Origin of the sequence: Tardibacter chloracetimidivorans, from assembly GCF_001890385.1 — a bacterium.
GTDB classification, from domain to species: Bacteria; Pseudomonadota; Alphaproteobacteria; order Sphingomonadales; family Sphingomonadaceae; genus Tardibacter; species Tardibacter chloracetimidivorans.
On sequence record NZ_CP018221.1, the window covers coordinates 2,727,366 to 2,752,032 of the forward strand.

At 64.5% G+C, this 24,667-nt stretch carries 25 protein-coding genes and 1 tRNA gene; 14 read left to right on the plus strand and 12 right to left on the minus strand.

What is annotated here, in order from left to right:
• Positions 1-41: 41 nt before the first annotated feature.
• Together BSL82_RS14100 and BSL82_RS14105 are read right to left on the minus strand one after the other, a co-directional pair.
• Positions 42-2,051: a ParB/RepB/Spo0J family partition protein gene (locus BSL82_RS14100; protein ID WP_072597972.1), complete on the minus strand. Its 2,010-nt coding sequence runs from the start codon at positions 2,049-2,051 to the stop codon at positions 42-44.
• Between the two features lie 513 nt (positions 2,052-2,564).
• Positions 2,565-2,639 (minus strand) — tRNA-Gly (locus tag BSL82_RS14105).
• Between the two features lie 143 nt (positions 2,640-2,782).
• Between BSL82_RS14105 and BSL82_RS14110 the strand changes: the two genes are divergently transcribed.
• From BSL82_RS14110 to BSL82_RS14120, 3 genes are read left to right on the plus strand one after another with little or no spacing between them, the layout of a single operon-like run.
• Complete coding sequence (locus BSL82_RS14110; RefSeq protein WP_072597973.1) at positions 2,783-3,703, plus strand: tetratricopeptide repeat protein; 921 nt, start codon at positions 2,783-2,785, stop codon at positions 3,701-3,703.
• A 16-nt stretch (positions 3,704-3,719) separates the two neighbouring features.
• Positions 3,720-4,373 carry an LON peptidase substrate-binding domain-containing protein gene (locus BSL82_RS14115; RefSeq protein ID WP_072597974.1) on the plus strand — a complete coding sequence of 218 codons (654 nt, stop codon included), beginning with the start codon at positions 3,720-3,722 and terminating at the stop codon, positions 4,371-4,373.
• Positions 4,370-4,570 (plus strand): Trm112 family protein, encoded by a 201-nt coding sequence (locus tag BSL82_RS14120; RefSeq protein ID WP_072597975.1) that lies wholly within the window; start codon positions 4,370-4,372, stop codon positions 4,568-4,570. The genes BSL82_RS14115 and BSL82_RS14120 overlap by 4 nt, the downstream gene beginning before the upstream one ends.
• A 21-nt stretch (positions 4,571-4,591) precedes the next feature.
• On the opposite strand, the gene BSL82_RS14125 is transcribed toward BSL82_RS14120, so the two are convergent.
• Complete coding sequence (locus BSL82_RS14125) at positions 4,592-5,818, minus strand: FAD-dependent monooxygenase (protein WP_072597976.1); 1,227 nt, start codon at positions 5,816-5,818, stop codon at positions 4,592-4,594.
• 117 nt (positions 5,819-5,935) lie between these two features.
• Here BSL82_RS14125 and BSL82_RS14130 point away from each other — a divergent pair, with 117 nt between their 5' ends.
• Positions 5,936-8,260: an FtsK/SpoIIIE family DNA translocase gene (locus BSL82_RS14130; protein ID WP_072597977.1), complete on the plus strand. Its 2,325-nt coding sequence runs from the start codon at positions 5,936-5,938 to the stop codon at positions 8,258-8,260.
• An 18-nt stretch (positions 8,261-8,278) separates the two neighbouring features.
• Here the strand turns inward: BSL82_RS14130 and BSL82_RS14135 are convergent, their stop codons facing one another.
• Both BSL82_RS14135 and BSL82_RS14140 read right to left on the minus strand, forming a co-directional pair.
• Positions 8,279-8,581 carry a ferritin family protein gene (locus tag BSL82_RS14135; protein WP_072597978.1) on the minus strand — a complete coding sequence of 101 codons (303 nt, stop codon included), beginning with the start codon at positions 8,579-8,581 and terminating at the stop codon, positions 8,279-8,281.
• A gap of 110 nt (positions 8,582-8,691) precedes the next feature.
• On the minus strand, positions 8,692-9,672 hold the full coding sequence (locus tag BSL82_RS14140; protein WP_158010911.1) for a D-alanyl-D-alanine carboxypeptidase family protein: 981 nt from the start codon (positions 9,670-9,672) through the stop codon (positions 8,692-8,694).
• A gap of 249 nt (positions 9,673-9,921) precedes the next feature.
• Between BSL82_RS14140 and BSL82_RS14145 the strand changes: the two genes are divergently transcribed.
• The 4 genes from BSL82_RS14145 (at position 9,922) to fghA (ending at position 13,114) form a co-directional block, all read left to right on the plus strand.
• A complete protein-coding gene (locus tag BSL82_RS14145; protein WP_072597980.1) occupies positions 9,922-10,572 on the plus strand; it encodes a LolA family protein in 651 nt (216 codons plus the stop codon).
• A gap of 197 nt (positions 10,573-10,769) precedes the next feature.
• A complete protein-coding gene (locus BSL82_RS14150; RefSeq protein ID WP_072597981.1) occupies positions 10,770-10,991 on the plus strand; it encodes a hypothetical protein in 222 nt (73 codons plus the stop codon).
• A gap of 119 nt (positions 10,992-11,110) precedes the next feature.
• Positions 11,111-12,223, plus strand: a complete 1,113-nt coding sequence (locus tag BSL82_RS14155; RefSeq protein WP_072597982.1) for an S-(hydroxymethyl)glutathione dehydrogenase/class III alcohol dehydrogenase — start codon at positions 11,111-11,113, stop codon at positions 12,221-12,223.
• A 57-nt stretch (positions 12,224-12,280) separates the two neighbouring features.
• On the plus strand, positions 12,281-13,114 hold the full coding sequence (fghA, locus tag BSL82_RS14160) for an S-formylglutathione hydrolase (RefSeq protein WP_072598801.1): 834 nt from the start codon (positions 12,281-12,283) through the stop codon (positions 13,112-13,114).
• Positions 13,115-13,196: 82 nt separating this feature from the next.
• On the opposite strand, the gene BSL82_RS14165 is transcribed toward fghA, so the two are convergent.
• Together BSL82_RS14165 and BSL82_RS14170 are read right to left on the minus strand one after the other, a co-directional pair.
• Entirely contained in the window at positions 13,197-13,736 is a 540-nt protein-coding gene (locus BSL82_RS14165) for a VOC family protein (RefSeq protein WP_083579226.1), read from the minus strand.
• Entirely contained in the window at positions 13,736-14,284 is a 549-nt protein-coding gene (locus tag BSL82_RS14170) for a nuclear transport factor 2 family protein (RefSeq protein WP_072597984.1), read from the minus strand. Before BSL82_RS14170 ends, BSL82_RS14165 begins: the two co-directional genes overlap by 1 nt.
• 173 nt (positions 14,285-14,457) lie before the next feature.
• Between BSL82_RS14170 and BSL82_RS14175 the strand changes: the two genes are divergently transcribed.
• Positions 14,458-14,931 (plus strand): VOC family protein, encoded by a 474-nt coding sequence (locus BSL82_RS14175; protein WP_072597985.1) that lies wholly within the window; start codon positions 14,458-14,460, stop codon positions 14,929-14,931.
• Positions 14,932-14,945: 14 nt separating this feature from the next.
• Here the strand turns inward: BSL82_RS14175 and BSL82_RS14180 are convergent, their stop codons facing one another.
• From BSL82_RS14180 to BSL82_RS14195, 4 genes are all read right to left on the minus strand, one after another.
• On the minus strand, positions 14,946-15,851 hold the full coding sequence (locus tag BSL82_RS14180) for an SDR family oxidoreductase (protein ID WP_072597986.1): 906 nt from the start codon (positions 15,849-15,851) through the stop codon (positions 14,946-14,948).
• Positions 15,852-16,003: 152 nt separating this feature from the next.
• Complete coding sequence (locus tag BSL82_RS14185) at positions 16,004-17,155, minus strand: thiolase family protein (protein WP_072597987.1); 1,152 nt, start codon at positions 17,153-17,155, stop codon at positions 16,004-16,006.
• A gap of 10 nt (positions 17,156-17,165) precedes the next feature.
• A complete protein-coding gene (locus tag BSL82_RS14190; protein ID WP_072597988.1) occupies positions 17,166-17,534 on the minus strand; it encodes a Zn-ribbon domain-containing OB-fold protein in 369 nt (122 codons plus the stop codon).
• Positions 17,531-18,751: a CaiB/BaiF CoA transferase family protein gene (locus BSL82_RS14195; protein ID WP_072597989.1), complete on the minus strand. Its 1,221-nt coding sequence runs from the start codon at positions 18,749-18,751 to the stop codon at positions 17,531-17,533. Before BSL82_RS14195 ends, BSL82_RS14190 begins: the two co-directional genes overlap by 4 nt.
• A 77-nt stretch (positions 18,752-18,828) precedes the next feature.
• On the opposite strand from BSL82_RS14195, the gene BSL82_RS14200 reads away from it, so the two are divergent.
• The gene (locus BSL82_RS14200; protein ID WP_072597990.1) at positions 18,829-19,560 is read left to right on the plus strand and encodes a ThuA domain-containing protein; all 732 of its coding nucleotides are present in this window, start codon (positions 18,829-18,831) and stop codon (positions 19,558-19,560) included.
• On the opposite strand, the gene BSL82_RS14205 is transcribed toward BSL82_RS14200, so the two are convergent.
• Positions 19,555-20,217: a TetR/AcrR family transcriptional regulator gene (locus tag BSL82_RS14205; RefSeq protein ID WP_072597991.1), complete on the minus strand. Its 663-nt coding sequence runs from the start codon at positions 20,215-20,217 to the stop codon at positions 19,555-19,557. The two genes, BSL82_RS14200 and BSL82_RS14205, sit on opposite strands and share 6 nt — an antisense overlap.
• 278 nt (positions 20,218-20,495) lie before the next feature.
• Between BSL82_RS14205 and BSL82_RS14210 the strand changes: the two genes are divergently transcribed.
• The 4 genes from BSL82_RS14210 to BSL82_RS14225 are packed head-to-tail and all read left to right on the plus strand — an operon-like array spanning position 20,496 to position 24,666.
• Positions 20,496-21,257: an SDR family NAD(P)-dependent oxidoreductase gene (locus BSL82_RS14210; protein WP_072597992.1), complete on the plus strand. Its 762-nt coding sequence runs from the start codon at positions 20,496-20,498 to the stop codon at positions 21,255-21,257.
• A gap of 28 nt (positions 21,258-21,285) precedes the next feature.
• Complete coding sequence (locus tag BSL82_RS14215; protein WP_072597993.1) at positions 21,286-22,620, plus strand: aromatic ring-hydroxylating oxygenase subunit alpha; 1,335 nt, start codon at positions 21,286-21,288, stop codon at positions 22,618-22,620.
• A 51-nt stretch (positions 22,621-22,671) separates the two neighbouring features.
• Positions 22,672-23,643 (plus strand): thiamine pyrophosphate-dependent dehydrogenase E1 component subunit alpha, encoded by a 972-nt coding sequence (locus BSL82_RS14220; protein ID WP_072597994.1) that lies wholly within the window; start codon positions 22,672-22,674, stop codon positions 23,641-23,643.
• A gap of 12 nt (positions 23,644-23,655) precedes the next feature.
• Positions 23,656-24,666 (plus strand): alpha-ketoacid dehydrogenase subunit beta, encoded by a 1,011-nt coding sequence (locus tag BSL82_RS14225; RefSeq protein WP_072597995.1) that lies wholly within the window; start codon positions 23,656-23,658, stop codon positions 24,664-24,666.
• Position 24,667: the final 1 nt, after the last annotated feature.

The window sequence follows — 24,667 nt, forward strand, 5'->3', positions numbered from 1 at the left end:
ATGAAAAGGCCGGGACCGCTGATGCGGCCCCGGCCCATCACCTATTCGGCTGCAATCGAATAGGCATCCTCCACTTCCACGACTTCGGGCTGCTCCGCCTCATCACCTTCCGGCTCCGGCTCAATGGTCCGCAGCACGGCAGGCAACCATTCGGTTCCAGCGACAAGCTGCTCCGCCGCGTCGGCCATGTCCGCCTTCTTCATCGCTGCGATGCGCTCGGCGGCTTCCGGGGACACCGCCTCGCTCACGGCCTGCGCGATGTGCGCCTTGGTCACGCGCCCGAAATAGCTGCGGGCGGTCGGCTCCCAAGTAGCGGTCATGTCGAGGCTCACGGCCCGCCCCAACTTGTCTGCCGCCTCAATGCGTCCGGTGGAGCGCTCCCACGGCACCTTCACCGCGTTGACGGTGAGCGACACGCAATGCGCCAGAAGCTCGGTGCGGCTGTCGGCGTCCAGTCCGGCGAGGAAGGGCCACAGGTCCGCCGCTTCGCTTGGAAGCTGCGCGCCCCATTGGTCGTGCCGTGCGGCCAGCGCCTCGCCCGCCTTGCCGTCCGCGATGCCCTCGGCGTGGCTGCCAAGTTCCTCGCTCTTGGCAGTGATTTCGAGGCAGGACTTGCCGAACCCATGATAGAACAGGTCCAGCACCAGCGCATGGGTGAGCGCGATCATCGCCACGCCGGGCTGCTCGCCAAGGGCCAGACGCAGGGCCATTGTCCGTTGGGCGGTGAGGTCACGAATGAGCGTATCGGAAATGGGCTTGGCCGCATCGGCATCCTCCACGTCTTCCTCGTCCGCATCCTCGTTCCCAACGGCTTCGCCGTCTTCGGGCTCGATACCGTCGCTCTCATCCTCCGCTTCCGGCTGCGGTTCATCCTCGGCCCGCACATAACCGCGCTCGATCTTCGCATTGCCATCGGAACCGAGCGAGACGAACACGCCGCCACGCGCGATGATCGCAGGGTCGTAGGCCAAACGCTTGGCGCTGATCGCGTCGATCTCGTCGCTCAAGGCCTGCGCCTTTGCGGCCACCTCGTCGGGCATGTCTTCGTAGGAGTCATAGCCTTCGATGAGGGCGTCATGCGCCTCTGCTGCTTCCGAAAACCACGCCTCGTCCTCATCCGTCAAGGCGACGGGCCGCGGATAATGACGCCGCATCCCATGGCCATGGGGAAAGTCGATGCTCGCCTCGGCCCATTTCCAGCCCTCGGCCAGAATGCCACTGGCGATCTCGCGCAGCTTCTCGGTGACGAGCATGTCGAGCAAGCCCGCATCCTCGAAGAAACCGCCGTCATCCTCGGTGAACAGGTCGCGGATGATCGTGCCGCCCGCCTCGACATAGGCGTCTGTGCCGATGAACACCGCCCGCCGGTCGTCGGCCGGAACATTGCTGGCGGTGAGGTCACGCCGGATGATCCACGGCTCCTTGTTCCACGACAGATTGTCGAACACCTGCTCCTGCCGGGCATGATCGTCGGTGATGGCGAACGCCGCCAACTGGTCGAGCGTGATCCCGTCCTGCCGGTAGATATCCATCAGCTTCGGGCTGACCGCACCGAGCCGCAGCCGCCGCTTGACGATTTCGGGGGAGACGCCGAACCGCGCGCCGATTTCCTCCGCGCCCCATCCCTTGTCGCGGGAAAGCTCATGGAACCGCTCGAACTGGTCGGCGGGGTGCATGTTCTCGCGGGTGACGTTCTCGTCCAGCGAGACTTCGGACGGGTCGTTCTCGGTGTCGAGCCAGCAGCGGATAAGATGGTTCTTCCTGATCTCCTTGCGCTTGGCGCGCAGCAGATAGGCCAGCCTGCGGCCCTCGCCAGCGGTGACGAGATAGGCGCCGGTGGGCTTGTCGCCCTTCACCTCGGGCTCCACGACGAGGTTCTGTATCAGTCCCTTGTGCGTGATGGATGCAGCCAGCGCTTCGATTGTGGCCTCGCTGTGCGGCACCTTGCGGGCGTTGCTGGGCGACTTCTTGAGCTTGTTCAGCGGCACATGGATGATGCGGCTGTCCTGTTCGGGCTGTTCGGTCATCCCGGTTTCGATGGTATCGGTCATTATCCCTACTCCTTGGGTTTCCGCGCAGCGGGAAGCGCCGCGCTGAAACCCTGCCCGTCGGCGAGACCGGGGGTGCAACCGGAGGGGCGGCTTCGCGGGGAACCGGCTGCACGGAGCGCGCAGCGCGGAGGAAGCTGGGCGGAAGCCGATCCGAAGGGCGCCGGGGGCAGCGCCCCAAGCACCGTGCCGTTCACGGCGCCACCAGGTAGGCACCGGCCATTATTTGGCGTGTTCACGCCGTCCGCTAGGCGATCGTCACGCGGATGCGCCGAAACCCGTCAGGGGTTCGGTCGGAGCGCAGCGGAGATAGAGCGCCGGTCCCGAAGGGAAGCACCGGATGACTCAGTCAGGGAAGGCGAGGTCCATCGCGATATTCGCCACGCGACGCCAGAACCACTCAATCTTTGCCGATTTTCTGGAGACAATGTGGAGACAACAGCCTTCGCAGCGGGCTTTGTCCCCAGCGAAAGAGGGTGCGCCGTGGCGCTAATTCGCTGATTTTCCTAGGAAAACTGGAGCGGGCGAAGGGATTCGAACCCTCGACCCCAACCTTGGCAAGGTTGTGCTCTACCCCTGAGCTACGCCCGCTCTGGCGCTGGCCGGGGGTTGCCCCGGCAGGTAAGGTGGGCGCAGCTATCATGGGTCCGCCCCGGTTGCAAGCGGCAATCACCCCTTGGCAGGCGGCGTCGGAAAACCACATAAGGCACGTCATCTAGCTAAGGGGACGATCAGTGGCATCACTTGGGCCGGGCGCTGCATTGGGCGGCGGAGAACGCGAGGCGATCGAGGCGTTCAAGCGCGACGTGATCGATCCGTCGATGGATGCGCTCGTCATCCTCGATTTCTGGGCGGAATGGTGCGGCCCGTGCAAGGCCCTGGCCCCCGTGCTTGAAAAGGTGACGGCCGAATTTGCGCCCAGGGTGAAGCTCGCCAAGATCAACGTCGATGAAAACCGCACCATCGCTGCGCAGTTTCGCGTGCAGTCCATCCCCACCGTCTATGCTATTTTTCAGGGTCAGCCGGTCTATGACCTGACCCCGGCGCGCACCGAACGCGAGCTGCGGCATTATCTGGAGCAGCTATTGAAGCAGCTTCCGGTGCCCGAGGCTGCCGGCGATCAGGCGGCCGATATCGAGCCGCTGATCCAGATGGGCAATGAAGTGCTCGGCTCGGGCGACGCGGCGCGGGCCGAAGGCATTTTCAGGCAGATCGTCGAAATCGCGCCCGACAATCCCGCCGCCGTTGCCGGGCTGGCCCAGGCGCTGCTCGCGCTTGGGCGGACGGACGAGGCCGAGGCGGCGCTTGCAGGCCTTCCCGAAGACAAGGCCGGCGACCCGGCGATCGCCAAGGCAAAAGCGGGGATCGCGCTTGCAAAGGACGCAGCACCCGTCGACGATTTCGACGCGCTGCTGGCCGAAGTCGCCGCCAGCCCGGACGACCATGAAAAGCGTTTTGCCCTTGCCGCCGGACATGTGGCGCGCGGCGACCGCGACGCCGCGGCCGATGCGCTGCTCGAGATCATCCGGCGCGACCGCGCATGGAACGAGGGGGCGGCGCGCGACCGGCTGCTGAAGCTGTTCGAGGCGGTCGGGCTCGATGATCCATGGACGCTGGGACAAAGGCGCAAGCTGTCTGCTATCCTGTTCTCCTGACAAAGGAGCAGCTTCAATGAAGGGCCTGGACCTTCCCTCCCGGATCCCCGTGTTCCCGCTCTCGGGAGCCCTGGTCTATCCGCGCGGGCGCCTGCCGCTGCACATATTCGAGCCGCGCTATCGGACGATGATTCGCGATGCGATGGCGGGCGATCGGGTGATCGGCATGGTCCAGCCGCGCGAGCATGGCGAGTCGCATCCGGTGAAGGGGCCGCCATTGTTCGAGATCGGCGGGCTGGGACGGATCAGCCAGTGCACCGAGACGAACGACGGGCGCTTTCTCATTTCGCTTGAAGGCGTTTCGCGCTTCCGCATCGCCCGCGAGCTGGAGGTGGCGACGCCCTATCGCCAGGTGGAGGTCGACTATGCGGTCTTCCCCGCCGACCAGATCACCGCCGAGCCGCTGATGCCCGCCATGCGCGCCGCGATCGAATCGGAACTGACGAGCTATCTTGAGCGGTCCGGCCTTTCCGCCGACTGGGAGGCGGTGGTCGACAGCGACGATGAGGCGCTGGTCAACACGCTGGCCTGCGCCTGCCCCTTTGCGGCGGCGGAAAAGCAGGCGCTGTTCGAGGCTGAAGATCTTGCCGCCAGGGCGGAGCTGCTGCTCCAGATCATGCAGTTCGCAACCGGCCCCGCCGATCCCGAAATGAAGGAAACACTGCAATGACGAACGCTTCTTCGGCGGCGCTGGACCCGAAGCTGCTGGAGATACTGGTGTGCCCGCTCACGCGCGGCCCGCTGATCTACGACCGCGAGCGCAACGAACTGATCTCGAAACAGGCGGGGCTCGCCTATTCGATCCGCGACGGCATTCCCGTGATGTTGCCGGATGAAGCGCGTCCGCTTGGCGAAGGCGAGGCATAGGCCGAACCGCCGCCGAAGCGCTCAGGCCAGCTCTCCGGTCAGAAGCTTCGGCAGTTCCCCGGTCTCGCCCCGCGCTTCCGCCATGAACCTGCGCTTCAGGGGCGGCAGCCGGTCGACCGCCGCCAGCCCGATGGCGCGCACCGTGCGCATCGTCCTGCCGGGCAGGCCGAACAGCCGGGTCAGCACGTCGGTCATCCCCGCCACCATCATCGTGTCCAGCCCCCGCCAGCGCTGATAGCGCGCCAGCAGATGCGGATCGCCAAGGTCCAGCCCCAGCCGCGCGCCGTCCGCAAGCACTTCCGTCAGTGCAGCCACATCCCTGAAGCCCAGGTTCAGGCCCTGCCCGGCGATGGGATGGATGCCATGCGCGGCGTCGCCAACCAGCGCCAGCCGATCCGTCACGATCCGCGCTGCGTGATGGAAGCCCAGCGGATAGCTCCACGCCGGAGCCGCCATCCGCACCTCGCCCAGCAGGCCGCCCATGCGCTTTTCGATCTCGGCGGCAAGCGCACGCGCAGGGAGTGCACACCCGGCAGGCGCAAGATCGCGTGCGACGGTCCACACGATCGCCGATCGCGTGCCCGATCCATCAGGCCCGTTCATCGGCAGGATGGCGAACGGCCCGGTCTGGTAGAACATTTCATGCGCGGTGTTGCCGTGCGGCTTTGCATGGTCGATCACCGTCACCACCGCGCCATGATCATAGCGCCATTGCGCGACCTTGATCCCCGCCGCCTGCCGTGTCGGCGAATTGCGGCCTTCGGCTACGATCACCAACGGCGCGCGGAGCAGGCGGCCGCTGTCCAGCTCCACCTCCACGCGGGTGGGGCCGCGATCCAGCCGCACCGCCCGGGCGGGCGCGTTCAGCTTCACATTGCCCGCTCCGGCGACGGCATCCAGCAGCGCAAGCCGCAACAGCCGGTTTTCCACCATATGGCCCAGCGGATCACCCGCGCCGCCCTCGGTCGAGTCGAACAGCAGCGCGGAATGCGACAGACCCTCGGTCACGCTGATGCGCGCTATCGGGCAGCCGTGCGGGCGCAGGCGCGCGCCGATGCCGATCGCATCCATCATCTTCATGCTTGAGGAGGAGATGGCCGACACCCGTCCGTCAAAGGACGGCGCGACCGAGTTTTTCAGATCGGCGGTGTCGATAACATGGCTGGACAGCCCGTGCGCGTCCAGCGCCAGCGCCAGCGTGAGGCCCACCAGCCCGCCGCCCAGAATGATGACATCGGCTTGTTCCATCGCCCCTTCTTAACGCCCTTTGCGGCAGACTGCGAGCGCGCGATTGGCATCAACGCTTGACCCGGAAGCCCATGCGAGCGATTCAGGGGCAGAGCGGAACGAAAGGGGAATCGAGCGATGGCCCGCAGCACCAGCGCGGCTCACGCGCCTTCCTTCGGGGAGCGAATAAGGGCTTTTTTCGTGACGAGCGGCGTCATGGCGGCAGCGGCGGCGCTCTGCCTGATCGCGCTTGCACTGGCCGCGGCGCTGCTCAGCTATCACGAGGCCGACCCTTCCTTCGACACCGTGACCGGCGCTGCGCCCCAGAACTGGATGGGCGCTCCGGGCGCATGGGTCGCAAACCTGCTCTTCCAGCTTTTCGGCCTGGGCGCGGTGCTAATCGTGCCCGTGATCGCGTCCCTGGGCGTGCGGCTTGCGCGCGGCCTCGGGATCGACCGGTGGCGGCGCTATCTGCTGGCGACGGGCGGCGCGATCCTGTGCGCGGCGATTGCGCTCGGCGTGGCCTGGCCGCGCCCGGTGACCTTTCTGCCGTCGCAGCCGGGCGGCCTCACCGGCCTTCTCGGCGGATGGACGACGGCATGGGCGCTTTCGCCGCTTGGCCCGACCGCCGCCCCGGTGATCGCCAATGTGGTCGTCGCGCTGTTCGGGCTGGCCGCGATCGGGCTGTGGCTGTGGGGCCTCGGCGTGGACGCGGAGGATTGGGGCCGCCTCATCGGCCGCGTCTGGCACAGGACCGGCCCCGAAATCCCGGACTGCGAGGATGTCGAGGACCAGCCCGCACCCCGCCGCGTCGATGCGCCGCGACCCGTGTCCGCTGCGACCGCTGCCGCTCCGACGAAGAAGATCGTGGAGCGCGCCGCCGCTCCGGCCGCCGCCGGCCGCCGTGCGCAGCGCGAGCGCCAGACCTCGCTCGATCTCGGCGACGCTTATCAGCTCCCGATGCTCGACCTGCTGACTCCGCCGCCGAAGGCCGGGGCCGTCAAGATCGACGCCGCCGCGCTGGAGCAGAATGCGCGCCTGTTAGAATCGGTGCTGGAGGATTTCGGAGTCAAGGGAGAGATCGTCGAGGTCCGCCCCGGGCCGGTCGTCACCATGTACGAGCTTGAGCCCGCGGCCGGGATCAAGGCAAGCCGCGTCATCGGCCTGGCCGACGACATCGCCCGTTCGATGAGCGCGATGTCGGCCCGCGTCGCGGTGGTGCCGGGCCGCAACGTCATCGGCATCGAACTGCCGAACCAGCGCCGGGAATCGGTCTCGCTTTCCGAACTCATCGCTTCCGACGCATTCGAGGATACCAGCGCGACCCTGCCGCTGGTGCTGGGCAAGAACATCGCGGGCGATCCGGTGGTGGCCGACCTTGCGCCAATGCCCCATCTGCTGATCGCGGGTACGACCGGTTCGGGCAAGTCGGTCGGCCTCAACGCGATGATCCTGTCGCTGCTCTACCGGCTCAACCCCGATCAGTGCCGCATGATCATGATCGACCCGAAGATGCTGGAACTGTCGATCTATGACGGCATCCCGCATCTGCTTTCGCCGGTGGTGACGGAGCCGCCCAAGGCGATCCGCGCGCTCAAATGGGCGGTGGAGCAGATGGAGGACCGCTACCGGATGATGGCGTCGGTCGGGGTGCGGGCGCTCTCCTCCTTCAACCAGAAGGTGCGCGAGGCGAAGATCAAGGGCCAGCCGCTTGGCCGCCGCGTCCAGACCGGCTGGGATTCCGAAAGCGGCCAGCCGATCTATGAGGAGGAGACGCTCGACTATGAACCGCTGCCGCTGATCGTGGTGGTGGTCGACGAGCTTGCCGATCTGATGATGACGGCGGGCAAGGAGGTGGAGTTCCTGATCCAGCGGCTGGCGCAGAAGGCGCGCGCCGCGGGCATCCACCTGATCATGGCCACGCAACGCCCCTCGGTGGACGTCATCACCGGCGTCATCAAGGCCAACCTGCCCACCCGCATCAGCTTTCAGGTGACGTCGAAGATCGACAGCCGCACCATCCTTGGCGAACAGGGGGCCGAGCAGCTCCTCGGCAAGGGCGACATGCTCTACATGCCGGGCGGCAAGCAGATCGTCCGCGTCCATGGCCCCTTCGTCTCGGACGACGAGGTGCAGGGCATCACCGATCACTGGCGCTCGCAGGGCGCGCCCGAATATATCTCGGCGGTGACCGAGGAGCCGGAGGACGCCGGCCAGTTCGGCTTCGATCTCGGCATGCCCGGCGGTGAGGAGGACGGCGAGGCCGCGCTCTACAGGCGCGCCGTGCAGATCGTGGCGGAAAGCCAGAAGGCGTCCACCAGCTATATCCAGCGGCAGCTTCGCGTGGGCTATAACAACGCCGCGCGCCTGATCGAGCGGATGGAAAAGGACGGCCTCGTCGGCCAGGCCGACCATGTCGGGCGCCGCGAGGTGCTGATCGACACCGACGGCCACCCGATCTAGCCGATCCTTTTATGGGGGTCAGTCGTGCGCCTCTTCGATGCGCGTGATGTCGCCTTCGGTGAAGAGATAGGTTCGAAGCTGCCTGTCGAAATCGGGATTGCGGCGGCGCAACCATTCCAGCGCCATTGCGGCATGCTCGATCTCCTCGCGCATGTTGTGGAGCAGAATCTCCTTCAGTTCCGCATCGTCGCAGTCGTCGGCGCGCTGCCTGTACCAGTCGGTCGCCTCAAGCTCCTCCATCAGCGATGTGATCGCCTGATGCATGGCGAGCGTTTCCTTGCTCAGCCGTTCACGGGGAGCGTGCAACCCTTCGCTCGACATTCAGTCCTCCTTTGAAGTCAAAAATGCGGCGCTGCGAACATTCCGCATGCGCCACAATCTCCAACCGTCGGGAAGACGAAGCGTTCCGTGTTTTGACGAATGGCCGGATGTCAGCGCCGCGGGCTGCGAGTCCCGTTGGTCACGCTGTCGTCGCCCGATCCCTGCTCGGTGACCGTCGCGGTGCCCGGAACACGGAAATCGGCAGGCTCGTTGAGGTTGGCCGCAACCGTCGTCCTGACGCCCTGGGTGCGACGGTTAAGCACATCGAACCCCGCATCGAGCAGCGCCGCGACATTCTGGTCCCGGGCCATGGTGGACGGCCCCCCAAGCACCACCGCGATCAGCCGTTTGCCGTCGCGCATGGCCGATGCCGCCAGCGTAAAGCCCGCCGCATTGGTGTAGCCGGTCTTGATGCCGTCGACGCCGGGCATCTTGCCCAGCAGCTTGTTGTGGTTCTTCAGCACCTGCTTGCCATAGACATACTGCTGCTGCCCGAAATAGCGGTAATATTGCGGGTAATCCCGAAGCATGGCCATCGACAGCACGGCGATGTCGCGCGCGGTGGTGAGATGGCGTGCATTGGGCAGCCCGGACGCATTGGCGAAATAGGTGTTCATCATGCCGAGCGACCGCGCCTTGCCCGTCATCTGCGCGGCAAAGGCGGTTTCGCTCCCGGCGATCTTTTCGGCAAGCGCGGCGGCGATGTCATTGGCCGACTTGACCGCGATCACCCGGATCGCCTGCTCCACCGTCAGGCTGCTGCCTACGCCCAGGCCAAGCCTGGATGGCGGCTGCGATGCGGCGTGGCGCGAGATCACCACCCGGTCGGTCAGCTCGAGCTTGTCTGCTTCCAGAGCCTCGAACGCCAGATAGAGGGTCATCACCTTGGTGATGGAAGCCGGATAGCGCGGCACGTCCGCCCGGCGGGAATAGAGAACTTCGTGCGTTTCGGGGTTTATCATTATGGCGGCATATTTGGGATTGTCATAAAGGCTTGTCGCCTGAGCAGGCGCCGTTGTGGCCAGCGGTGCGCCCATTGCGATCACTGCCGCCAGAAATCCTGTCCTGACCAGTTTAATCATAATCCTCATGCCACTACCCCGCCCCGAACTGGTACAGTGTATCATCTTTAAAGGGGCTGTGGATAATCTTTCGCCAAGGTAACGAACGACTTGACCGACATTCCGCACATGCGATCGTCAGATCTCCGGGAAGCGCGCCATTTTCGGGAACCTTTGCCCGATGGGCGTAATGCCGCCGTGGCGGGAGGACAGCACGTTGACCTCGGGCCGATAAGTGTTCAGTCACCGTTCAATGCGGCCCCTCCATATGCGGACATCATGAAACACTTCGGAATCCTTGCATTTGCACCGGCGCTCGCGTTTGCGGCGCCCCTTGGCGTCTTCCCGCACGCGCCTGCGCTGGCGCAATCCGCCGCCAAGCCGCAACTCGCCGCCGTCTCCGCCCATCTGAAGGCGATGAAGACGATGACCGCCGATTTCTCCCAGACCGGCCAGAACGGGCAGACGCTCACCGGCAAGCTCACCCTTGCCCGGCCTGGGAAAATACGGTTTCAATATCAGCCCGGAGTACCGCTGCTTGTCGTATCCGACGGCCGCACGCTGACGATGGTGGATTATCAGGTGGCCCAGGTGTCGCGCTGGCCGGTCAGGAACACGCCGCTCGGCGTGCTACTGGATCCCGAACGCGATCCCGGGCGCTATGCAAAAGTGCTGCCTTCGGCCGACCCGAACCGGCTGAACGTGGAGGCCAGGGACCCGAAGCACCCCGAATATGGAGTCATGACGCTGTCGTTCCGCCGCGATCCGTCGGGCCCCTCCGGGCTGATCCTGCGTGGCTGGACGGTGCTGGACGCGCAGAACAACCGGACGACGGTGATCCTGTCGAACCAGCGGTTCAACGTGCCCGTGTCCGACAATAATTTCCGCTACCGCGATCCGCGTCCCCATCGCCCGCCGAGCCGGGGATGACATTTCAATCTCGTTCATCCTGCGGTCAGACAAGGATGGTTAAAAAGACATCAGTGGCCGTCGGGGAAGCAATCGGAATTTTCCCCCTGTTATCCGGTTCTACCCGGCGGTCGCGAGCGTCAAGAACGCATCAACGGCCCCCGTTCCATGCCCCCGGAGCGGGGGCTATGCGTTTGACCTGCCGCGGAGCGCGACCCATGCCTCTATTGCTTGTCCCGCTGCTGTTTCTCGTCGCCTTGTCGGGTTGCATCGCCCGCACGGCGGCCGATATCGTGACCTTGCCGGTCAAGGCCGCAGGCGCGGGCGTGGATGCAGTGACCACCAGCCAGGACGAGGCCGACCGGAACCGGGGGCGCGAGATTCGCCGGCAGGAGGAACGCGCCGCAAGGGAGCGCGCGCGAAACGCCCCGGACGACTAGCGTCGACGCGGAACCATTCATTATCCCGGATAGGGGATAATATTTTTCGCGAACTGCACATTATCACGGCCGCCCGGCTGCGTTACACCACGCACAGCAATAAAGTGACGGAGCGAGCCATGAAAACGCGCGCGGCGGTAGCATTTGAAGCGAAGAAGCCGCTTGAGATTGTCGAGGTCGATCTTGAAGGCCCGAAGACGGGCGAGGTGCTGGTCGAGATCATGGCGACCGGCATCTGCCACACCGACGCCTACACGCTGGACGGGTTCGACAGTGAAGGCATCTTCCCCAGCATCCTCGGCCATGAAGGCGCAGGCATCGTGCGCGAAGTGGGGCCGGGCGTCACCAGTGTGAAGCCGGGCGACCATGTGATCCCGCTCTACACGCCGGAATGCCGCCAGTGCAAAAGCTGCCTGTCGGGCAAGACCAATCTGTGCACCGCCATCCGCGCGACCCAGGGCAAGGGCGTGATGCCCGACGGCACCAGCCGGTTCAGCTACAAGGGGCAGGCGATCTTCCATTACATGGGCTGCTCGACCTTCTCCAACTTCACCGTGCTGCCCGAGATCGCGGTCGCGAAGATCCGCGAGGACGCGCCGTTCAAGACTAGCTGCTATATCGGCTGCGGCGTCACGACCGGCGTGGGGGCCGTCGTCAACACCGCCAAGGTGCAGGTGGGCGACAATGTGGTCGTCTTCGGCCTCGGCGGCATCGGCCTCAACGTGATCCAGGGCGCGAAGCTCGCCGGCGCGGGGAAGATCATCGGCGTCGACATCAACCCGGACCGCGAGGAATGGGGCCGCCAGTTCGGCATGACCGATTTCCTCAACACCAAGGGCCTGTCGCGCGAGGAGAGCATCGCCAAAATCCTCGACCTGACCGATGGCGGTGCGGATTTCACGTTCGACTGCACCGGCAACACCGAAGTGATGCGTACCGCTCTGGAAGCCTGCCATCGTGGTTGGGGCACCAGCGTCATCATCGGCGTGGCCGAGGCGGGCAAGGAGATCAGCACCCGCCCGTTCCAGCTTGTCACCGGGCGCAACTGGCGCGGCACGGCTTTCGGCGGCGCGAAGGGCCGCACCGATGTGCCCAAAATTGTCGACTGGTACATGAACGGCAAGATCCAGATCGACCCGATGATAACCCATGTGCTGTCGCTGGAAGAGATCAACAAGGGCTTCGACCTGATGCACAAAGGCGAGAGCATCCGCAGCGTCGTCGTCTTTTGAGCGGGCCACTCGCGGACCCAATGTGCACTCTGCCCGAAGGATAGCTGAACCGGCATGATCGAGACGATTTCCACCAACCGCAGCCATGACGGCATACAGGGCGTCTACAGGCACGCCTCCGCCGCCACCGGAACGGATATGACCTTTTCGGTCTATGTCCCGCCCCATGCTGAAGGGGCGCGGCTGCCGGTGGTCTGGTATCTGTCGGGGCTGACCTGCACCCACGCCAATGTGACGGAGAAAGGCGAGTTCCGCAGCGCCTGCGCCGAACTGGGGCTGATCTTCGTCGCACCGGATACCTCACCTCGCGGTGAAGGCGTGCCCGACGACCCCGAGGGCGCTTATGATTTCGGACTGGGCGCGGGCTTTTACGTCGATGCGACACAGGAGCCGTTCTCCCGCCATTACCGGATGTGGAGCTATGTGACGGACGAGCTTCCCGGGATCATCGGCGAGAGTTTTCCCGCGGACATGACGCGCCAGTCGATCATGGGCCATTCGATGGGCGGTCATGGCGCGCTGACGATCGGCCTGACCTTACCCGATCGCTTCAGGGCGGTGTCGGCCTTTTCCCCGATCGTCGCGCCCGGCGCGGTGCCATGGGGGCAGAAGGCGCTGGCGGGCTATCTCGGTGAGGACAAGGCCGCGTGGCGCAGGCACGATGCCGTCGCGCTGATCGAGGACGGGGCGCGGGTGCCGGAGCTTCTGGTCGATCAGGGCGCGGCCGACCAGTTTCTTGACGGACAGCTTCAGCCGCACCGGCTGCGCGACGCCTGCGACGCGGCGGGGATCGGGCTGACACTGGGCCTGCATGAAGGTTACGACCACAGCTATTATTTCATCTCCACCTTCATGGAGACGCAGCTCAGGTGGCACGCCGCACGTCTTTGACGGCGGCTGCCGATCGCGCGAAAGACTGAGCGCGCAGGCCGTGCCGCGCATGATGGCCGGGGGGCGCTTCGCCGGCCCGCGGTCAGGCTTTTGCGGGACTCAGCTCGCGAAGCAGGGTCGCGGGATCGCCGTCCCATTTTTCCGCTGATTTGCGCACCGCGCTGAAGAAAGCGCGGATGGCGGGCTTGTCCTCGACGATCTCGACCATGTGTCCCAGCGCCGGCGAAGTATCGACATAGGCATAGCGCATGTCGCCGAAGCGACCATCGGCCCCGACTTCAAAGCCCTGGGCGGTATAATGGCCAAGCGCTGCGTCGAAATCCCCGGCGATGATGGCGACATGGTGCAGGCCGGTGGCTCCGGGAGCGACGGTGTCGCGATAGACGGACGGCCCGTCGTCATGCTGCTCGATCAGTTCTACCTGAAACTCCCCCGACTGGGCGACGGCCGTTGAAAAGCGCGTCGCCGAAGGCCTGCCCCGATGCCGGGGCTCGATGAGCGCGAGATTGCGGTTGATGAGGAACGGCCCGACGCCAAGCGCCGCGTGCCAGCGCCGCGCCGCCTCCTCCAGATTGGGCACGACCCAGGCGAACTGGATGATGTCGGGGCGGAAACTGTGCATCATGCTCTCCCGCGCGATTTCTCATATTCCGTCCAGCTCGGCAGCTGCTCCGGAAAATCCGCCGGCTTCGGCTCGTCATAGGCGTGGTTGCGATCCAGCGTCCGCAAAATGTCCGGATATTCCGCGACCGGCACATAATAGAGAAAGTTGATGGTGCGATCCGCGATCTTCCACCCGTCTGCGGTGTTCCTGTAGATATCATCATAGCGAATGGCCGTCACCATCATCTGGCCGCGCCGCCACAGTTCGGCATGGCCGGAGACGCGCCCCCGCGCCTGGTCATTGCCTTCAAAGTCGATCTGGACGTCGTGCATGAAATGATGCCCCGGCCCCAGAACATCAAACCGGCCGTGGAATTGCGCCATGATCGTGTCCACGCCCGAGGCATTCATCACTCCATCGGCAGAGCGCAACGCCGCATCCGGAGTGAAGAGCGTCGGAATACGGTCGATCAGCCGGTCGTCGATGTAAAAGCAATAGCGGGCCACAAGCTGGCGAATCTGGGATTCCGCTTCCAGCCGCGTGATCCGGTCTTCCAGCTTCTGCATGCTGCTCTCCTCGAAGGGCGGGCCTTGAAGGGCGGCTGAACCGCCGTTCCGGCTCCTTGTTGAAAACGACTATTGCCTCAGGCGCGGATCGGGTCAATAAAAACAGTCAAGAATGTTTTTTAAAGACGCGAGATGCGCGGTGGTCCACCGATACGCCGCGCGAGGAGAGAAGGATGATCCGGGGTTTTCACCATGTCGCCGTCACGACGCCCGACCTGGAGCGTTTCATCGACCATTATGAGCGTTGGTTCGGCTTTGAACGAGTCGCCGAAGGGGGTTGGGAACCGGACAATGAACGGGTGGGACGCATGGTCCAGCTGCCCGGATCGTCCGCGCGCTATGCCATGATCCGCCTGGGCAGCTTCTACATGGAGGTGTTCCAGTATCACCAGCCCGAGGGCGTCAGGATCGAACGCCGCATGTGCGATCCGGGGCTCATCCACATCTGCCTTTATGTCGACCACGCCCAGGCGGAATATGAGCGACTTTCGGCCCTCGGCATGGAGTTTCACTGTCCGCCGGGCGGGGCGGGAACGATGCTCGCCACCTACGGCCGTGACTGCGACGGCAATGTCGTCGAGCTGCTGCAGGTGATCGCCGAGGACCACCCCTTCCCGCTGCTCGACGCCAGGGCCGAACCCGCCTGAGCGGGCGCGATTCGTCAGGCGGCGCCGCCCTCGTTGAAATAATCGGGCATGCCGGCGGGCCATACGACCCCCCATTGCGCCTGACCGCCATCGATGATGATGAGGTCGCCGTTGATGAAGCGCCCGGCCGGTGAGGCGAGATAGGTAATCGCCTCGGCCACGTCCCAGGCGTTGCCGCGCTGCTTCATCGGATTGGCCTGATGGAAACGCTTCAGCGCTTCTTCGGGGTACATGACAAAGCCTTCGGTCTCGATCACGCCCGGCCCGATGCAATTGACGCGTACGTTGAGCGGCGCCCACTCCGTCGCAAGCGTCTTTGACAGATAGATCACTCCCGCCCGCGCGGCGCAGGTATGCGCGGCCTGCGGCATGCCGCGTTCGACATTCGCGACGATGTTGATGATGTTGCCCGGCGTTCCGTCCGTCCGCCAGCGCTTGGCCGCCTCCTGCATCATCCACCAGGTGCCGTTGAGATTGGTGTCGATGACGGCGAGCCAGCCCTTGCGGGTGAAATCGATCGCGTCCTGCGGAAACTGGCCTCCGGCGTTGTTGACCAGCGTATCAAGGCCGCCAAGCCGGTCGTGGACCGTCGCGATCAATTCCTCCACCGCTTCGGGATCGCGTATGTTCGTGGACTGCGTCAGAATCTCCGTTCCAGTCGCCTCGTATATGGCGGCCTGCGTCGTCTTGAGCTTTTCCTCGTCGCGGCCGCAGATTGCCACGCTTGCGCCCAGTCGCACCGCAAGGAAGGCGGCGGCCTTGCCCATGCCGCTTCCACCGCCGGTGATGAGGATTCGCTGTCCGGACAGCAGATCGTCGCGGAACACCGTCTCGCGGCTGGCGAGATCGTCCTCGGTCAGACCGCGCTTCGGTCGTGTCGTGTCGTTCGGGTCGGGTCTGAACACCTTTGGTCGAGACATGCCCCCGGCTCCTTTTCCTGATCGATCGCCGGGCGCGCCGGCGCATAGTTTCATCCTGCTCTATCAGGACTCCACTAAAAAACAATCATGGATGTCTTTATTGTGCTCTTTTCATGCGCCGGTCCGCCGGATGCGAAAGCCGGCCGATCGCGTCAGATCGTTGCGGCCGATCCCAAAATCACGGTGGCCTGACTGGACAAGACGCCGCCATTGCCATGCGCCAGGGCGGTATTCACGTCCTTGATCTGGTTTGCGCCCTCGCCACGAATCTGCCGCGCCGCTTCCACGATTGCGAACAGCCCGTACATGCCGGGATGGCAATAGGACAGCCCGCCGCCGTTGGTGTTGACCGGCAGCTCGCCACCCGGGCCGATGCGCCCATTCGACACGAACCTTCCGCCCTCGCCCTTTGGACAGAAGCCCAGATCCTCAAGGAAGAGGATCGTGTTGATGGTGAAGGCGTCGTAGAGTTGCACCACGTCTATGTCCGACGGCCCGACGCCGGCCATGGCATAGGCGCGTGGGCCGGATTCGGCAGCGGCGGTGGTCGTCACGTCACCCGCCTGCGAGATCGCGTTCCACCAGGTCGCCGCCGCAGCGCCGAGAACGGGAACGGGCGGGCGTGGACCGTGGCGCGCGCGATCCGCCCGTGTCATGACGATTGCGGCCGCGCCGTCAGTCACGAGGCAGCAGTCCTTCACCGAAAGCGGGCTGCTGATCACCCGGGATTCGAGGCAGTCCTCGATCGTCAGCGGGCCTTTTGCAAAGGCTTCCGGATTACCGTTCGCCCACCCCCTTGCGGCGACGGCGACTTCGGCAAGCTGGGCGCGGGTCGTGCCATATTCGTGCATGTGGCGCGCGGCGGCGAGTGCATAGGATGAAATGGGAAAGAGCGGGCGGTAGGGCGCTTCCCAGACATTGTTCTTGAACGGCGTCGAAAGCTTGCCGCCTGCGGTGCGCTGGTTGGAGCCATAGGCGATCAGCGCCACGTCGATATAGCCGGCCGACAGCGCAAGCGCGGCCGTCGCCATATGGCTCATGAAGGCAGAGCCGCCGGTGCGGTTATTGTCGGTGAAGCGCGGTTGCAGGCCAAGATATTCGGCAAGCGACAGGCCTGCGAAGAAATCGTCGGGCAGGCAGATGAACAGACCGTCGACGTCGCCCAGCCGCAAGCCCGCATCCGCGATCGCAAGCATGGACGCCTTGGCAGCAAGCTCCAGCGAAGTGTGGCCCGGCGCTTCGCCTACTCCATAAGTCGCAAGGCCCGTGATCGCGGTCGATCCGCGTGGAAAGGTGCCGCCCATCAAAGCCTCCTCAAACCGGATCGAACACGAGAATCGGCGTCTCGTCTTCCTGCGCGACGCGCGCTTTCACCTTCATGCCGATCCGAACGTCTTCGGCAGCCATGCCTTCGACCCGGCTCATCAGCCTTGGCCCTTCGTCGAGGTCTATCAGCGCGACATGATAGGGCGCGGCCGGCGGTTTGCGGCCGATGACGGAGACCGAATAGACGGTGCCCGTGCCCATGGCCTCCACCCATTCAAGATCGGTCTCGCCCGTTCCGGGTTCCATCACGCGCGGCGGAAAATAGCGCGTTCCGGTTGATTGCGCCCGTTGCAGCAGAAACCGTCCTTCGGCCAGCGCCGCGCGCCACACGGCCTCGGGAGCTTCGTCGGTGATCATGGGTTCTCTCCCTCTCCGGTGATCAGGGCCTTGCTATCGAGGAGCGACTCGATCTCGGCCTCGGTGAAGCCGTTTTCGCGCAGCACGGCCCTGCTGTCTGCGCCAAGCGCCGGTCCGGGGTCGCCGATCGCTCCCGGCGTTTCCGAAAAGCCGGTCGGTATGCCCGGAAAACGCAGGCGCCCCTGATCGGTATCCCGCTCTTCCCAGAAGCCGGTCGCCTCCAGATGCGGATCATGCAGCAGATCGGAGGGGCTTGCGATCGGCGTGGCCGGAATTTCGGCCTTTCGCATCAGTTCCAGCCATTCGTCGGTCGTCTGCTGCTCCATCACCGTGGCCAGCCTGGCGAGCACCGCGCCGATATTCTCCGTCCGGCTACGCATCGATGCGAACATCGGGTCGCGCGACCATTCGGGGTCGCCCAGCGCGGCAAAGAAGGCGCGCCAGTGTTTGTCGTTATAGATCATCACGCCGATATAACCGTCGCGGGTACGGTAGGGCCTGCGCGCCTCTGAGGTGACGCGGGGATATTCGGGCGGGCCGAGCGGCGGATCGAAGATCGATCCGCACAGATGCTCGATCATGGTGAACGAGACGAGCGTCTCGAACATCGGGATTTCGATCTCCTGCCCCAGGCCGGAGCGTTCGCGGGCGAAAAGCGCCGCCACGATCGCATAGGCGCCGGTCAGCCCCGCCACCTTGTCGGCGACGACCGTGCCCAGATAGGTCGGCTTGCCCCCGGACAGCCGGGCCTGAAGATCGACCAGCCCCGACGCCGCCTGGACGATGTCGTCATAGGCGGGAAAGTCCCGATAGGGGCCTGTCCGCCCGAAGCCGTAAAGATTGGCGTAGATGATCCGCGGATTTGCGGATTTGAGCGCGGTATAGTCCAGCCCGAGCCGCCCGATCGCCTGAGCGCGCATCGAATGGACGAAGACGTCGGCCGTTTCCGCCAGCCGCAACAGCGCGGTGCGTGCGGCGGGTTGCTTCAGGTCCAGCGCGAGGCTGCGCTTGCCGCGATTGACGTTGAGGAACATGCCGCCGCGCGATGCGTCCTGCCCGGGCGGCAGGAAGCGTGTGGTGTCGCCGGTCGGGCCTTCGATCTTGATGACGTCCGCCCCCAGATCGGCGAAGATCTGGGTCGCATAGGGGCCCATCAGAACGCTCGTCAGGTCAAGGATACGAACGCCCGCCAGCGGACCCTGGCCGCGCCCGCTCATCGCCCTGCTCCGGGGCTTGTCAAACAGGCCGCGAGGCATAGGCTCGTGCGTGTGTACGCATGAGAGGGACTGGAACCGTGAAGGCTCATCTGGTTGCGGCTGGAAAATATCATGATATCGACTTTGCAAGGTTGGAGTTGCTGAAACTGCTGGCCGAGCATCCTGAAATCCGCACGTCCGTCTCCTCGGATTATGCCGATACGGCGCGCATCGAAGCGGCCGATCTGCTTGTCACCTACACTTGCGATCTGGTGCCGACGCCGGACCAGACCGCGACAATTCGCGCCTTTCTTGAGCGCGGCGGGCGCTGGCTCGCGCTCCACGGCACGAACTCGATCCTGCGAATCGCCGATGACGGCGTCGTCGACACCCCCGACGAAGCGCCCGAGTTCATGGAGCTTGCCGGCAGCCGTTTTGCCGCGCACCCGCCGATCGAGCCGTTCAAGGTCTTCGTCACCCGGCCTGATCATGCGCTGACCACAGGCCTGCGCGATTTCCGGATCGAGGACGAACTCTATCTCACCCGCCCGACCGCCGAGATCGACGTGCTGCTCCACACCAGCTTCACCGGTAGCTGCCCGGAATTCCGCGACGCCGAGTGGGACGAACCGCAGGTGCCCGTCCTCTATCTGCGAAAGCTCGGCAAGGGCGCCGTCCTCTATCTGACGCTGGGTCATTGCCGTGGCCACTACGACATGCTCCCTGCCACAAAATTCTGGCCCCATCCTCAGCGCTGCGGATGGAATTATCCGATATTCCACGAACTCCTTCGCCGGGGCATCCGGTGGGGGATGCCGGGCATGTTATGACGCTTTCTGGAGGAGGGGGTTCATCGAACGGATCTGGTCCTCCACAAGTTTCAGCATCGGCTCGACCATCGCCTCGTCCGCCGCGCCGGTTTGCACATTGATCGCGAGGCCCTCCAGAACGGTCTGGGAAAGCGTCATCGCCAGGTTGAACTGGTCGCGATCCGCCCATTCGGGGAAAAGTGAAAAGGCCATGGCCATGTAGCGCTCGCGGAACTCCACCTGCAAAGGCTGGAGGATGCGCGCGAGATCGGCATGGGTGCGCGCCGCAAGCGCCAGTTCGTGAAAGGCGATGAACGCGGGTTTCTGCAGTTGCCGCCAATAGGTGCGGACCAGAGTCGCCGGATCGTGCTGGTCGGTTTCCGCCGCGCGCCGGAAGGCCCGCAGCCGCTTTTCGTGAAGCTCGATGATGGCGGCCTTGATCAGCGCCATGCCGTTTTCGAAATGGTGCAGCATCGCGCCGCGGGAAAGACCCGCCTCGTTCGCGATCTGGGGCGTGGTGGTGTTGGAATAGCCGCTCTTGACGATGCAGCGGATCGTCGCTTCAATCAGCCGCGCGCGGGTCTGGCCGCTTTTCAGCGACTGGAGCGTAGGTGCGGCGGAGCCGCTTTCCTTGGTCTTTCGGCCGTTAGAGCCGGATCGCAATGCTGCCAGCGCCATCTAATATCGCTTCCTTTCCATAAATCAAACATGATTGTTTTTTATCGAAGTTGTCAAGCGACGAATACACTTCAAACCCCCATGGGCACAAGGGCGAAGGGCAAGTGCGTGCCCAAATCAAAAACAATCATGCATGTTTTTTGCTTGCCAATTGAGCCGGCTTGGTCCAGATAAATGAGGCGAAGAGATTTCATTGGTCCCGGCGTGGTTTAGCCCGCGCCGCTGGTGGCAGGATCGGCCGCAAGCGACCGGGCAAGACAGGGTTGAGGAGACGAAGGATGGATCTGGGGCTCCAGGGAAAAAAGGCGATCATCGTCGGCGCGGCGCGCGGCATCGGAATGGCCACGGCCGAAGTTCTTGCCCGCGAAGGTTGCGACCTCGCCATCACCGCCCGGTCGGAGGATGGCGTCAAGGACGCCGTCGCGAACCTCGGGAAATACGGAACCAAGGTCATCGGCAAGGCGGTGAACGTCAAGAAGGCGGATGATTACAAGGCGTGGCTGGCCTGGGCGCTGGATGAGATGGACGGCTGCGACATACTTGTCCCGATCAGTTCGGCAGGCGGCGGCATGGGCAGCGAGAAATACTGGCACAATGCCTTTGAGGTGGATGTGATGGGCCCGGTCCGCGCCGTTGAGGCGGTGATCCCCGGCATGACGGAGAAAGGCTCCGGCTCGATCGTTCTGATCGCAACCACTTCGGCGGCCGAAGCGATGGGCGGCCCGCAGGCCTATAATGCGATGAAGGCTTCGCTCGTGACCTGGGGAAAGCAGCTTGCGCTTTTCCATGGCAAGGACGGCATTCGCGTGAACGTCGTCTCTCCCGGTCCCGTCGAGTTCGAGGGCGGCAATTGGGACATGATCAAGGGCACGATGGAAAAATTCTACCAGTCGCAGTTGCGCCAGCAGCCGACCGGGCGGCTGGGCACGCCGGAAGAGATCGCGCGCTGCATCGCCTTTCTCGCCAGCCCCGCGGCAAGCTGGTGCAACGGCTCGCACCTGGTGGTCGACGGCGGCTTCACCAATCGCACCCATTTCTGATCGGCGCGGGGATACTCGAGGAACAGCCATGCCCGACGTCAAGCGCAAGGTTGAGGTGATCCGGGTCAATCCGCAGGATTGGCCGGACGGCACGCCTGCCTGGAAGGCGGAAGACCCGGAGCTGGGCCACGACATCATCCCCGCCGAACGATATACCAGCGAAGCGTTCATGAAGCTGGAGTGGGAGCGGATCTGGACAAAGGTCTGGCTGGTCGGCGGCCGTTCGGACGACATCAAGGAGCCGGGCGACTATATCTGCACCGAGATCGGCAAGGAATCGGTGCTGATCGTCCGCCAGCATGACGGCTCGGCCCGGGCCTTCCCCAACGTCTGCCTTCACCGCGGAAACCGGCTGCGGCCGGAAGGGCTGGGCAACGCGGAGAACTTCCGCTGCATGTACCATCACTGGACCTATGGGCTGGACGGAAAGATCGAGCGGATTCCCGATCTCGACACCTTCCCCCAGGGCTGCCCGCCCGGAGCGAGGCTGCCAAGCTATCCGTGCGGGGAATGGGGCGGGTTCGTCTGGTATTCGCTCAATCCGGATGTGGAGCCGCTTGAGCAATATCTGGATCCCATGCCCCAGCACCTCAACCCCTACCACATGGAGCGCATGGCCTGGGTGCGCGACATCACGGTGGAATGGGACTGCAACTGGAAGGCAAGTGTCGACGCCTTCAGCGAGACCTATCATGTGCAGGGCATCCACCCGCAGCTCCAATGGTATCTCGACGACGTGAACGTCCAGATCGACTGCTATGGCAGGCACAACCGCTATATCGTGCCGTTCGCCGCGATCAGCCCGCGCGTCGCGCTGCCGTCCTCGATCCCGCCCGCCATCTACGAAATCATGGTGAAAGCGGGGATGGACCCGGCCGAATATGAAGGCCGCGTCAGCGACATCCGCCGCGATGTCCAGCTGTTCAAGCGCAAGCACGGCCTGGAACAGGGCAAGGACTATTCGGAGCTGAACGACGACCAGCTGACCGACGATTATCACTACACGATCTTCCCGAACGTTTCGATGAACGTGCACGCAGACGACGTCATGATGTTCCGCCAGCGGCCGCATCCGACCAATCCGGACAAGATGTTCTACGACGTCTGGCTGTTCGAGCTGGTTCCCGACGGAGAGGAATGGCCGGAGCGCCCCAAACACAAGCGTTTCAAGCATGGCGACAAATCGATCGGGCAAGTGCTCGATCAGGACGCCTTCAACCTGCCGACCGTGCAGAAGGGCATGCATTCGGACGCTTTCAAGGGGCTGTGGATCGGGGATCAGGAGCTTCGCATCCGGCATTTCCACAAGGTGCTTGACGATCACATCTATGGGCCGGGCGGCAAGGGCCCGGGGGACATCTAGGCAGCCGTTCGGAAACGCGAATCCTCCGCAGGCGGAGGCGGGAGAGAAAGAATGCAGCTTTCAAGGGATGATTTGCTCGGCGCGTACCGCCGGATGGCGACCATCCGCCAGTTCGAGGAACGGCTCCACGAAGAGATCAAGACCGGGGAAATCGCCGGATTCACTCATTTGTACTGTGGTCAGGAAGCAGCCGCCGTCGGCGTCTGCGATCATCTGACCGATGATGACTACATCGTCTCCACCCATCGCGGGCACGGCCATTGCATCGCCAAGGGCTGCGACGTGAAGGGGATGATGAAGGAGATCTACGGCCGCAGGGACGGGCTTTGCAAAGGGCGCGGCGGCTCGATGCATATCGCCGACCTGTCGGTGGGCATGCTTGGCGCCAACGGGATCGTCGGCGCAGGCGCGCCGCAGGCGGTGGGCGCCGCGATCGCCGCCAAGCTGGACGGCAATGGCAGGGTCGCGATCGCCTTTTCGGGCGACGGCGCATGCAACCAGGGAACGACCTTCGAGGCCATGAACCTGGCCGTCGTCGTCAAGGCCCCGGCGATCTTCGTTTTCGAGAACAACCACTATTCCGAACACACCGGCGTCGATTATGCGGTCGGCACCAACAAGGACATCGCCAGCCGGGCCGAGGCCTTCGGCATGAAGGCGTGGCGCGCCAATGGCTGCGATTATTTCGATACATATGACGCCATGCGCGAACTGCTCGACCATGTCCGCGCGGGCAATGGCCCGGCCGCGATCGAGCTGGATACCGAGCGTTTCTACGGCCATTTCGAAGGCGACCCGCAGCGTTATCGCGGTCCCGGCGAACTCGACCGGCTGCGCGAGGATCGCGATTGCCTGAAGGCGTTCCGCGCGCGCGTGGGCGAGGCCAAGCTCCTCGACATTGCCGAGCTGGACGCAATCGACGCCGAGGTCGCGCAGCTTATCGACGAATCGGTGACGGAAGCGCGCGCCGCGCCCGCGCCCGATCCGGCGTCCGTCGCCGAAGACGTCTATGTGGATTATTGAGGGGGATCGGCCGTGGCAGTGATGAATATCCGCGAAGCGATCAACCATACGCTTCATGCCGAGATGGAACGCGACCCGAGCATCATCGTGCTTGGCGAGGACGTGGTCGGCGGGGCGGGCACCGCCGGCGGGCAGGAAGCGATCGGCGGCATCTGGGGCACCACCGGCGGGCTTTACGCAAAGTTCGGGGCGGAGCGCGTGATCGATACGCCGATCTCCGAAAGCGCGATCGTGGGCGCTGCGGCGGGTGCTGCGCTGGCGGGCAAGCGGCCGGTCGCCGAACTGATGTTCGCCGACTTCATCGGCGTGAGCCTGGACCAGCTCTGGAACCAGATGGGCAAGTTCCGCTACATGTTCGGCGGCAAGACGAAATGCCCGGCTGTGGTCCGCATGATCTATGGCGCGGGGATGAACGCGGCCGCGCAGCACAGCCAGTCGGTCTATGCGCTGCTCACCTCCATGCCCGGCCTCAAGGTGGTGATGCCCGCCACTCCGGCGGACGCCAAGGGACTGTTGACCGAGGCGCTGCGCGGCGACGATCCCGTCATGTTCATGGAGCACAAGACGCTCTACGGCGTGAAGGGCGAGGTGCCCGACGGCGAACACCGGCAGCGCTTCGGCGAGGCGCGGATGGTGCGCGAGGGCGGTGACGTGACCATCGTCGCCTGCGGCCGGATGGTCGGCTTTTCCGAAAAGGTCTCAGATAAGCTGGCAGGCGAGGGAATCGGCGTCGATCTGCTGGACCTGCGCACGACGAGTCCGCTTGACGAAGAAGCCATTCTGGACTCGGTCGAGGCGACCGGACGGCTGGTGATCGTCGATGAAAGCCCGCCCCGGTGCAGCCTTGCGTCCGACATCGCGTCGATCGTCGCCGCCAGGGCCTTCACCAGCCTGAAAGCGCCGCCCGCCATGGTGACTGGCCCCCATTCGCCGATCCCGTTCGCCCGCGAGCTGGAGCGCGCCTGGGTGCCGTCGCCCCCGAAGATCGAGGACGCGGTGCGCCAAGTCCTCGCGTTCCGGTGAG